Source organism: Actinomyces oris (assembly GCF_001929375.1).
GTDB classification, from domain to species: Bacteria; Actinomycetota; Actinomycetes; order Actinomycetales; family Actinomycetaceae; genus Actinomyces; species Actinomyces oris_B.
Genome location: NZ_MSGO01000014.1, coordinates 99,616 through 108,859, shown reverse-complemented (window position 1 = coordinate 108,859; position 9,244 = coordinate 99,616). Strand labels below are relative to the sequence as shown.

Here is a 9,244-nt window from a genome sequence, read left to right as displayed (position 1 = left end):
CCAGCGGGAGGACTCTGCCCGGTTCCAGCGGGGAAAGTCTGCCTGAACCCGACCCGGCCGCTCCCACTCCCCAGCCCACCGCGTCGTTCTCCGCCGCTCCCACTCCCCAGCCCACCGTTCAGCCCACCGTTCAGCCCGCCGCCTCGTTGTCCGCTGCGGCCGGGGTCGCTGAAGTCTCCATCGGGGCGCGCAGCGTGGCGGTACCGCCCCTGACCGCCTGGGCCCTGGCCACAGGTGGGACCTGGAGGCGCCTGGTGACCGACCCCGTGGGCGGCACCGTCCTGGACGTGGGCCGCACCAGGTACCGTCCCCCGGCCGGCCTGGCCGACCTGGTACGCGCCCGCGACCGGGCCTGCGTCTTCCCCACCTGCCAGACCCCCGCCTCCCGCTGCGACATCGACCACCTCACCGCCTGGAGCCAAGGCGGAACCACCAGCCTGAACAACCTCGTGGTCCTGTGCCAGGCCCACCACCGCCTCAAGCACACCCCCGGATGGGCCCTCACCAGAGACAACACCACCGGGACCCTGTCCTGGCACACCCCCGACAAAACCGTCTACCAGCGCCACCCAGACGGCACCATCGACCGCCTGCCCCGCAAGGTCGGCCCCCACCAGCGCTACGTCCCCGGCACCGTCGTACCGGCCGACCTGAGCCAGCAGATCAGCCCCGACATCCTCAACCGCCTCAACACCGCCCTCGACCGTACCCAGCCCAGCAGCGGCAGTGCCCTCCTCGTGACCCGAGGCCCCCTACCCGGCGAAAACGCGGGAGACTACGAGACCACCCCTCATCCGAGGGCCGCCCACACCCTCGGACTAGCGCCCCTCATCGACCAAGCCCCACCCTTCTGACGAGGACGAAGCGAGTAGCGTCGGGGCTACGCAAGCGCCGCGCTGTCCATCTGCACGGGCACGAACTCACCCCAGCCGTCCTCGACGAGGCCGGCCCGCAGGCGCTCCATGGCGGCGTCGAGCTCGGGGTCCTCGGGGTGGCGGGCCGAGGAGAAGGACAGGTCCTCCTCGCAGCGGATCGGCAGCACGTGCAGGTGCAGGTGGTCGACGCCGTAGCCGGCCACGACGAGCCCGGCCCGGGGCGCCTCGAAGACGCGCACCTGCGTGGCACCAATGCGCTTGGCAACCACGGCCAGGTGCGCCACCACGTCGTCGGGTGCGTCCACGTAGGAGTCGACCTCAGCCCGCGGGACCACGAGGACGTGCCCGTCGGTGTGCGGCTCAATGGTGGCGAAGGCGACGCAGACCTCGTCCGCCCACACGAAACGGCCAGGGATCTCTCCCTTGATGATCTTGGTGAAAATCGTGCTCATGGCCCCCATTGTCCCCCAGTCGCACCCGGATCCGTCCAGGCCCCTGGTCAGGCCAGCAACCACAGGGAGCCGTCGGGGATGACGGCCTCCCGGGCGCCCTTGGGCGCTGCACCGCGTGAGGCGTCGGCGTCCAGCAGGGCGATGACGGTCGCCCGACGGCGGCCACCGCCCTCCACGGCCGGCGCCACGGTGCCCCGATCACGGATCCGCACCCGGCTGTCCAGCCCGATACCGGCCCGCTCCAGGCGGCGCAGCGTCTCTGCGTCGTCCTGGATCCGTCCGACGACGCCGTCGGAGCCCACCGGCAGAGTCTCCAGTCCCACCAGGTCGGGCACGATGAGGCGGCCGTCCGCCGTGGGGATCGGATCCCCGTGCGGATCGCGGGTGGGGTGCTCCAGGACCGCGTCGAGCCTCTCCAGCAGCCGCTCGGAGACAGCGTGCTCAAGCTCCTCGGCCTCGGCGTGTACCTCGTCCCAGCCGAAGCCGAGCCGGGTGACCAGGTAGGTCTCCAGGATGCGGTGTCGGCGAATCATGCCCATAGCCCGGCGTCGCCCCTCCTCGGAGAGGGTGACAGCCTTGTAGGGCTCGTGGACGAGCAGCCCCTCCTCCACGAGGCGAGCCACGTTCTCCGAGGCGGTCGAGGGCGCCACCTCCATACGTTTGGCCAGGCCGGTGATGGAGGCGCCAGCGCCGCCCCACTCGCAGGCGGCCCACACGACCTTGAGGTAGTCCTGCGTGACGGTCGAGTCCCCCGCCACCGAGGACTTCCCGCCGGCTCCGCTCGGAGCCCTCCGCTCCATGGGTGCGGTCACCCGAACAGCCTCGCCAGCTGGCCGCCGAAGGCGATGACGACGGTGAGGACCACCGCCAGGTACATCGCCGCCATGATCCACCAGCGGGCCTTGAGCACATCCAGCGCCAGGTTGTCGCGCAGCCCCAGGTGCCCGCCGGCCGCGGCCCAGGCCCAGGAGTGGGCGGCCGCCGGGATGGTGACGGACCAGATGACCATGCAGAAGGGGCAGAGCTTGCCAAAGGTCATGATGGAGACGGACAGGAACCAGATGACGAAGGCGATCCCGCCGAGGCTGCCGGCACTGAGCCCCCACCACATCCAGCGCGGCAGGCGCGCGCCGCTGAGCAGGACCGTGCCGATCGCCGCCAGGGCCCCGAAGGCGATGGCCCCGATGAAGGAGTTCGGCACCCCCAGCAGGTTGCCCTGCCACACGTTGAGGGAGTCGCCGCAGGACACCAGGGGGCTGACGTCGCAGACGAGCACTGCGTCCGGGTTGCGCAGCAGGTCGAGCTGGGCGCTGATGAGCTCCCAGCAGGCGAAGATCCCGACGAGTGCGCACACGGTGAGCAGCCAACCGAATCCCCGCCCGGCCCCGGAGCGTCGCAACCAGGCGGGACGCGCGGACGAGTCGTCGTCGGTATCACGACGGGTGCGCCGGTCAAGCTCTTGGGCGGGGCCGGAGTCCAGGTAGGCCTCGAGCTCTTCCTCGCTCATCTCATCGATCTCGGCATCTGTGGGCATGCGCGACATCGTCAGTCTCCTCACCGGTGGTGCGTCAGCAGTTCTTCTGGGCGTCGTGGGGTTGTCAGGATGAGAGCGTATGCCACAACCGTCGACTATGCCCTACCCGTCCGAAGAATCGGTCTCCCCCTGAGGCTCGGCCCCCTCCTGCGGCTGCGAGGCCTCCTCAGGCCTCGCGCTCTGCGGAGCCTCGGTCGGTGTCGGCACCGGGGTGGCCGACGCCGACGGGCTCGGGGTCGACGCCATCGTGGCCGTCGTCTGTCCCGAGGCGATACCGGGCACGGGCCGCCAGGCCCCCACCGTCACCGAGGCGTCGGGGTGAAGGATGACGACCCGCCAGGCCACGAGCGCTCCGGTGGAGTCGAAGGACATGACGTGGAGGAAGGCGTCCTCGGTGACCGCGCCCAGTGACGTGCCGCCCTTGCCCGCACCCGAGATGATCCCGGTGACGGGCAGGCCGGTTCGGGGGCTGATCGCCGTGGTCATCCCCCGCTCGGCGTGGACGTGACCGGCCAGGAGCAGCGGCGCGCAGCCCTTCTTCGTGAGCGTGTCGAAGGTGGCGGGCTGGTGGATGAGGACGACGTCGACCGGCGTGCCCCCGCAACTGGTCTTGGCCAGGCGGGAGGCGATCTTCTCGGTGGTCTCCCCGTTGCGGGGCTTGGTGCCCGCAGCCGTCGTGCGCTCGGCGTCGTCGTGCCCCAGGACGGTGATCCCGGCGACAGTCTGGACCGAGCCGTCGGTGACGGTCCACCCCTGGGAGCGCAGGCGGGCGGCGGTGGCGTCGGAGTCGTGGTTGCCGATCGTGGCGACCTTCTTCGCCGAGCTCGGGACCGCCTGGGTCAGCGCGTCGACGCACACCCGCTCCGGATCCGAGCCGGTCATGGTCAGGTCGCCGTCATCCATGTGGATATCGGCGCCCGAGAGTTGGTCGAGGATCCCGGAGAAGGCGATGACGTCGAGGTTGCAGTGCAGGTCCGTGGTGAGCACGGCGGTCTTGCGTCCACGCTCGGGCACTGAGCGGGCTCCGGTCACCGAGATCGAGGCTGTCGCAGTGGCCCTCGGACTCTCAGATGGCTGCGGGGCGGCGCCGGGCTCAGGATTGGCGGCCTTCACCAGAGTCTTCGCGGAGGACGCCCTGACCCGGGCCTGCAGGTCCTCGGTGTCCACCTTTCCGTCGGCGGCGGTGACGTCCACCAGGCCCCCAGTCTGCTCGGCCGCCTTCCAGGCGGCCCGCAGGTTGGTATCCGCCTTGGCGTAGAAGCCCTTATTCGTCTCCACGAAGGTGCGCGCCTTGGGCCCGTAGGCGGTGACGACGTCGGCGATGCGTCCTGAGAAACGGGCCTGGGCCAGCGGGGTCCCCTCCAGGACGGACAGGGTGGAGCCGTGCGAGGTGGCCGTGCGCATGGCCGGAACCAGGAGGACAGCCACGGTGGCCACGGTCGTGGAGAACGCCACGGTCGTCGCCCAGCGGTGCGAGGCACCGACTCGGACGGTCTCACGCCAGGGCTTGGTCGGCGCCAGGCGCCAGGCGGCCACACAGCACAGGAAGATCGCCTCGACGACCCCGGCCCGGCGCAGGGCGTCGCCGGCCAGTCCGTAGAGGCCCTGCCGGATCGTCAAATCGGGGTGGGAGACCAGTGAGAGATAGGAGGTCGCGTCGGAGGACAGGGACTGCCCCACACTGGCCGCATTGGCCGTATCGGGTGTCGGATCGCCCGGGATCTCCCCCAGGACCACCTTGACGCCGAAAATCCCTGCAGGGGACTCCATCGAAGCGGTTCCCAGCGGCCCGAGGTCCAGCGTGACAGTGGAGTCCAGGGTCGTCGACCAGGTCGCCTCGTGCGGGCCGACCGGCGTCGAGGCCGTCGCCGTGGACACCCCCAGCAGGAGGGAGACGAGGCTGGAGGCCAGGATCATGGCCGCCGTTCCGATCGCCGTGCGGGTGCCGGGGCGACGACGACGCCACCAGCCGCGCGGTGACAGCATGAGCGTCACGGCCAGGGCGCAGCAGTGCCGCACGGCCGTCAACAGACCACCCCACCGGTCTCCTGCTCCTTCGGTGGTGCCGGTACCGGCACCGGTGTCAGGGTCTGAGGTTGTCCGTACCACGACTGACCTCAGAGACGAGCGCCCAGTGAGACCTGGGCGGCCGGGTCCTCACCGCCGTGCGTCTGAGAGGCGATGAGACTCGCCAGGGAGGTGACGTAGGTGACGGTGTCCTGCCAGCCGCTCACGGCCTGGCAGGGAACGCCCAAGGCCTTGACGGGGTAGTCGTTCCCCTCCGGGTCCAGGCGGTCGCCGACGAAGATCATCTGCTCCAGTGCGATACCGGTCATCTCCGCCAGGCGCTTCATGCCGTAGGCCTTGTCCACCCCTTTGAGGGTGATGTCGACGCTTGTGGAGCCGCCGGAGCGGACCTCCAGGTCCGGAAGGAGCGGGGCGACGGCGTCACGCAGGGCGGCCTTCTTCTCACCGGTGGGGTCCCACGCGCGCTTGGCGTCCAGGGGTGCTTCCTGCCCCAGGGCGGAGAAGGTGATCTGACTGCCGCGGTCCTCCAGGATCTCCCCCCAGGTCTGTTCCTCCCACAGGCCGAGCCGACGCGCCTGGGCCTCGACGATCTCGAAACCAGTGCGGATCTGCTCAGGGGTGAGGTCGTTGGCGTAGACCAGCGTCCAGGCGTCCTCATCGCGCTCAGCACGGGAGGGGTCGTAGGTGTAGTAGCGCGTTCCGCAGGTGGGCATGAGGTGGAGCCGGGAGAGCTCGTCAGCGTCGGCGTCGAGGTGGGCCAGGACCTGATCGCGGAACTGTCCCATCTGCCCCCCGGAGATGATGCAGACGGGCACGACGTCGAGCAGCCGCCTGAGCGCGGTGGCCATGGCCGGTGGCATGGCCGACTTCGAGGGCGCCAGCGTGTCGTCGAGGTCGAAGGCCACCAGACGGGGCAGCACCTGGGGGCTCACATCAGTCTGAGTCATAGGCGTATTGTGTCCCACCCGCCTGGAAACCGGCCGAACCGGGCCCCAGACGGGTGGTGGAGTCAGTCTCTCTTCTCAGGCGGTCTCGTCAGTGGTTCTCAGCGGACCGCGCCGGTCAGTCGACCTGCTCGGGATGGAGCATGTGCTCGCGGGCCCGCGCCGAGGCCTCGGCCCGGGCGTCGCGGTCCTCGCGGCGTCCGCGCGAGATGAGTGCGGTGATGGACACCGCCAGGCCACCCCAGATGATGACGATGGCAAGCAGCATGATGAGCACGGCGATTCCGGTCATCTCAGTCCTCCTCCTGGGAAGCGGCCTCCAGCGTGAGGGGCTCGAACTCGTCCACCGGGGTCTTCCAGGGGATAAGGCTCATGACGGCGGTGCCCAGGGCGACCAACAGCAGCATCCCCCACCCGAAGACCATGACGAAGCCGTTGGAGTAGGCCTCCGACTCGTATCCTTCGGTCAGATACGTCCACAAGGTCTGGATGAACATGTACCCCAGCAGGACGGGGACGACGGCGCCAACGAGGGCCCGCCACCACAGGCCGATCATCCGGGACTCCGAGACGGCGTTGAGGTGGTCCTGAAGCAGCTTGGTGCGCCGCAGTACCCAGGCGACCACCACGCACATGATGATGGCCGAGGCGACGACGCCGATGTTGTTGATGAAGGCGTCCACGACGTCGAGGTCCGGCAGGCCCGAGCTGGTGGCGAACAGGGCGAAGGACAGGACGGCGGCCGGGACGCCGACGACGAGGGATGCCTTCTTCGGCGGCAGGTCGAGCTTCTCCCCCACGCCGGCGGCCACCACCTGGATGATGGAGATGAAGGAGGTCAGCCCCGCCATGGAGAAGGAGGCGAAGAAGAGAACCCCGAAGAGCGCGCCTCCTGGCATCTGGGCGATGACGGTGGGGAAGGTGATGAAGGACAGGGCGGGCCCGGTGATCTTCATCTCGCTGATCCCGACATGCTGCGTGTGCGCCATGAAGCCGAGGGTCGCGAAGACGCCGATACCTGCGAACAGCTCGAAGGAGGAGTTGGCGAAGCCCGCCACGAGACCGGTTCCCACCAGGTTGGAGCGGCGCCGTTGGAGGTAGGAGGCGTAGGTGAGCATGATGCCGAAGCCCACTGACAGGGAGAAGAAGATCTGCCCGAAGGCCGCCATCCACACCTGGTAGTCCAGCAGAGCGGACCACTTGGGCGTGAACAGGGCATTGAGCCCTTCCCCCGCTCCCGGGAGCATGAGGGCGCGCACCACGAGGCCGGCGAACATGAGGACCAGCAGCGGCAGGAAGATCTTATTGGCCTTCTCCACGCCTCCGCTGACTCCCAGGGCGGTCACCACCAGACCGAAGCCCCATACGAACAGCAGCGGCAGGGCCACACCCATGATGACTGTCGGTGAGTAGCCGACCTCGGAGCCGAGCCGGTCCATCCCGATGTAGTTCTGAAAGAAGCCTGCCGCGTCGTCACCCCAGGCGATGTTGACCGAGAAGAGCATGTAGCGCAGGGACCAGGCCACGACCACCGCGTAGTAGGTCATGATGACGAAGCAGATGAAGACCTGGAACCATCCCAGCCACTCGAGCCTGGCGGACAGGCGTCTGAAGACCGCCGGCGGGGAGCCGCGGAAGCGGTGGCCCAGGGCGTAGTCGAGGAAGAGGATCGGCAGCCCGGCCGCCAGCAGCGCGATGACGTAGGGGACGATGAAGGCGCCGCCGCCGTTGGTGTAGGCCACGCCTGGGAAGCGCCAGATATTGCCCAGCCCGATCGCCGAGCCGATGGCGGCGACGAGGAAGCCGAGCTGACCGCTCCACTGCTCGCGCGGGGGCGCCTGAAGAGACTCGCTCTCCCCTGTCTTGGAGGTCATGAGTGCCTTCCGTGATGTGACGAACGAAGGTGGCCCAAGGGCTACCTTTTCCTGCGGATGGGTCGCAGGCCCTTTTGTCGTCGGACGCTAGTCCAGTGACCACGATGTGTCGTCTGATGTCCACGATACGGACGATTGTCGGGGTGGACCCCTGTCTTTTCTCACGCGATCCATGCCACACTGAACGTCACTGTCCAATCTGATTCACCACCCCGAGAGGACCCCCATGGCCACCCCTCATATCGCCGCAGAGCCCGGAGACTTCGCCCCCGCCGTTCTCATGCCCGGCGACCCCAAGCGGGCCCGACGCATCGCCGAGCTCCTTATGGATGACGCCCGCCTGGTCACTGACGTGCGCGGGATGCTGGGCTTCACCGGGACCGTGAACGGGAAGCCGCTGAGCGTCATGGGTTCAGGGATGGGGCAGCCCTCCTTCACGATCTACGCCACCGAGCTGTTCAGCCAGTTCGGCGTGGAGCGGATCATTCGGGTGGGCACTGCTGGCGGCCTCTCCCCGAAGGTCAAGGTCGGCGACGTCATCGTGGCCACCGGCGCCCACACGGACTCCTCCATGAACCAGCTGCGCATCCCGGGCGTCAACTTCTGCGCTGTGGCGGACTTCCGGTTGGCCGCAGCCGCCTACGAGGCCTCCCTGGCCAAGCAGGCCCAGGTCGGCGGAGCAGTCCACCTGGGCACCGTCATGTCGCGGGACCACTTCTACTTCACCCCCGAGGGACAGACCGAGGCGCTGGCGAGGCACGGGGTCCTGGGAGTGGAGATGGAGGCCGCCGCCCTCTACGGGGTCGCAGCCGAGTACGACAAGCAGGCGCTGGCGGTCCTGACCGTCTCCGACCACCTGCTGGACCACTCCGGTGACATGAGTGCCGCCGAGCGGGAGACACGTTTCGCGGACTCTTTGCGCCTGGCCGTGGCGGCGGCCCACAGCTGATCCACGCACAGTCCTCCAGGCCGCTCGGGCCTCCGGCCGCCCCCGCGCAGGACTGCCTTACCTGGGATGAATAACGAAAACTGTCGGCACACAACCCCAGCCTTCCCCAAGGGCTTCCGACGGGCGGGAATAGCCCGACACGAACCACTGAAACGGCGGAATTGCAACGATTAACAACGAGAGACGAAACAGGGCAGGCTGTCCTTCGTTGCCGGGAGGCGGATGCGGATTTACGTTATTCATGTCCACAGCGCACATCCGCTCGAAAGGAAATGCATCATGTCCGTCACCAAGATCGCCTCCTGCACCACCACCTCCTGCGCCTTCAACAACGGCGGCTGCACCGCCTTCGCCATCACCGTCGGTGGCGACAACGGCGCACCGGCCTGCGACACCTTCATCAGCCTCGACGCCCGCGGCGGTCTGCCGGTGGCCGAGGGCCACGTGGGTGCCTGCCAGCGCCTCGAGTGCGTCCACAACAAGGACCTCATGTGCACGGCCGAGGCCGTGACCGTCGGCGGTGACACCGCTGCCTGCACGACCTACGAGGTTCGCTGACCGGAAGGCTCTCCAGCTCGAGCGGCTGGG

At 68.7% G+C, this 9,244-nt stretch carries 10 protein-coding genes; 3 read left to right on the top strand and 7 right to left on the bottom strand.

The window, feature by feature from the left end:
- Window positions 1–854: HNH endonuclease signature motif containing protein (locus BKH32_RS04485; protein ID WP_178384554.1), on the top strand; the 854-nt coding region annotated here is incomplete at its 5' end.
- Window positions 855–880: 26 nt separating this feature from the next.
- Here the strand turns inward: BKH32_RS04485 and BKH32_RS04480 are convergent.
- The 7 genes from BKH32_RS04480 to BKH32_RS04450 form a co-directional block, all read right to left on the bottom strand.
- Entirely contained in the window at window positions 881–1,327 is a 447-nt protein-coding gene (locus BKH32_RS04480; RefSeq protein WP_075248828.1) for an HIT family protein, read from the bottom strand.
- Between the two features lie 47 nt (window positions 1,328–1,374).
- Window positions 1,375–2,139: a metal-dependent transcriptional regulator gene (locus tag BKH32_RS04475; protein ID WP_081376690.1), complete on the bottom strand. Its 765-nt coding sequence runs from the start codon at window positions 2,137–2,139 to the stop codon at window positions 1,375–1,377.
- Window positions 2,136–2,870, bottom strand: a complete 735-nt coding sequence (locus BKH32_RS04470; protein WP_075248814.1) for a vitamin K epoxide reductase family protein — start codon at window positions 2,868–2,870, stop codon at window positions 2,136–2,138. The genes BKH32_RS04475 and BKH32_RS04470 overlap by 4 nt, the downstream gene beginning before the upstream one ends.
- Window positions 2,871–2,963: 93 nt before the next feature.
- Window positions 2,964–4,970, bottom strand: a complete 2,007-nt coding sequence (locus BKH32_RS04465) for a metallophosphoesterase family protein (RefSeq protein WP_075248813.1) — start codon at window positions 4,968–4,970, stop codon at window positions 2,964–2,966.
- Window positions 4,971–4,978: 8 nt separating this feature from the next.
- Entirely contained in the window at window positions 4,979–5,836 is an 858-nt protein-coding gene (locus tag BKH32_RS04460; protein WP_075248812.1) for an HAD hydrolase family protein, read from the bottom strand.
- A 115-nt stretch (window positions 5,837–5,951) separates the two neighbouring features.
- The gene (locus tag BKH32_RS04455) at window positions 5,952–6,125 is read right to left on the bottom strand and encodes a methionine/alanine import family NSS transporter small subunit (RefSeq protein WP_075248811.1); all 174 of its coding nucleotides are present in this window, start codon (window positions 6,123–6,125) and stop codon (window positions 5,952–5,954) included.
- A gap of 1 nt (window position 6,126) precedes the next feature.
- Window positions 6,127–7,707 carry a sodium-dependent transporter gene (locus BKH32_RS04450; protein ID WP_075248810.1) on the bottom strand — a complete coding sequence of 527 codons (1,581 nt, stop codon included), beginning with the start codon at window positions 7,705–7,707 and terminating at the stop codon, window positions 6,127–6,129.
- A 226-nt stretch (window positions 7,708–7,933) separates the two neighbouring features.
- On the opposite strand from BKH32_RS04450, the gene deoD reads away from it, so the two are divergent.
- Together deoD and BKH32_RS04440 are read left to right on the top strand one after the other, a co-directional pair.
- Window positions 7,934–8,656 (top strand): purine-nucleoside phosphorylase, encoded by a 723-nt coding sequence (gene deoD / locus BKH32_RS04445; protein ID WP_075248809.1) that lies wholly within the window; start codon window positions 7,934–7,936, stop codon window positions 8,654–8,656.
- Between the two features lie 279 nt (window positions 8,657–8,935).
- On the top strand, window positions 8,936–9,214 hold the full coding sequence (locus tag BKH32_RS04440; protein WP_075248808.1) for a DUF1540 domain-containing protein: 279 nt from the start codon (window positions 8,936–8,938) through the stop codon (window positions 9,212–9,214).
- Window positions 9,215–9,244: the final 30 nt, after the last annotated feature.